Raw genomic sequence first — 1,573 nt, forward strand, 5'->3', positions numbered from 1 at the left:
CTCACCATCAAATCCTTGTACGGTATATCGATTGCCGAGACTAATCATATCTCGTGAGTATAATTGCTTGCCACCTAATGTCCATTGCCCATAAAATGATGTTGTAATACTTGCAGGACGGTGTCCCCATGTACGTGGCATTTGATAATCTACATCTAATAATAGTTGTGTATAACGCGTTGTTGGTGCACCATAGCCATAATCAGGTTGTGATCCAAACCAACCAACACCTTTTTTTATAGCGACACGAGAAAAGATAGTATTTTGTTTACGATACCGTCGTTCTGAAAGACCTAATTCCAATGATGCTGTATTCGCTCTCTGTACTTCGATTTCTACATCATTAATATAATTCTTGGAATTACGTTTAGCTATCGTTATATCCCAACTCCGTTTTGTTGTTCGACTGCGATGAAATACATGATTCCATGTGCCTCTAAAGGTCTTAGCTCGACTAGAACTAATGAATGGATTTGCCATAGTATGTACCGTTTGATGGTATTTCATATTACTATATGAAACAGAAAACGTATCTTTACCCCGTGGAATCGAGTAAGAAATGCTATGGTTTTTAGTACCCTTGACTTCGCCATCTCGAGCTCCATCCTGGTTTAAACTCACTTGAAAAGTATCATTAGCATTGAATAATCGATCAATGCCTATAGAAGTCGTCCACTGCAGTTTTCCAGTATCTTTTAATCCAGAATCATCAATAGACACCATGCCATGAATCGGAGGCTTTTTCGATGTTTGCAATATAATAGTAGAATAAAACGGTTTTGATCCAGCTTCTAATTCAACAGTCACTGATTGGGATCCAATTCGGCGCATCTGTTCTAGGCCTTGCTCAATATCTCGAATATTTAATATATCCCCTTCTCGTAATGGAAATGCATTATGCCAAGGTAAATGTGGTAAATCTGGCCGATACGTAACGGCTTCTATCCGTCCAATTTGTAAATTAAACTGTAATTGTCCCGTGGCAAGAGATTGTTGTGGAATTACCACTTTAGAGGTAACAAAACCATGCAATAGTAATGAATTATTTAATTGAGTCGATAACCCATTAATATCCTCAATAGATAACTTACGATTAATATAAGGTTTTATTTCTTTTCTCAGAAACGAGAATGTCTGAGGAACATCAAGTAATATATCCTGACCTTTTGATTGATAATATAAGGGACCCTTAATCAGTCTCGTACTATATGGCGCAGAATTATCTATCGAAGAATTCGAATGTCCACCTTCTTCAGCTAACCGTATCTGCGTAATATAAAAAGACGGTGAAACACTCATAGGTCCTGATGCAGGTCTTGGTGTCTTACCGTCTATATTAGATGATATATGTTGCCATTGTATCCGTTCTTCTCCTAATCGTGCCTCTCTCGCTTCTTGACTAGCTCTTGCTCTATCTAGTTGTTCTTGTGTGTCTATAGGATTAGCACCATGTCCCTGTAAGGGTATCACACATGCTAGCCCTAGATACAAAAGTACCGCTCGCTTAATCATATATTTCCTCTCTAAACAAAACATAAACTCATATTTTATATTTTATTATGTTTTTTTTTTT

General features: G+C 37.3%; 1 protein-coding gene. It reads right to left on the reverse strand.

Going from position 1 to position 1,573, the window contains the following annotated elements; genetic code table 11:
- The coding region (locus VEI_RS04980) for a ShlB/FhaC/HecB family hemolysin secretion/activation protein (protein WP_059362674.1) at nucleotides 1–1,512 on the reverse strand (1,512 nt) is incomplete at its 3' end.
- Nucleotides 1,513–1,573 lie beyond the last annotated feature (61 nt).

It is taken from the genome of Veillonella tobetsuensis (assembly GCF_001078375.1).
GTDB classification, from domain to species: Bacteria; Bacillota; Negativicutes; order Veillonellales; family Veillonellaceae; genus Veillonella; species Veillonella tobetsuensis.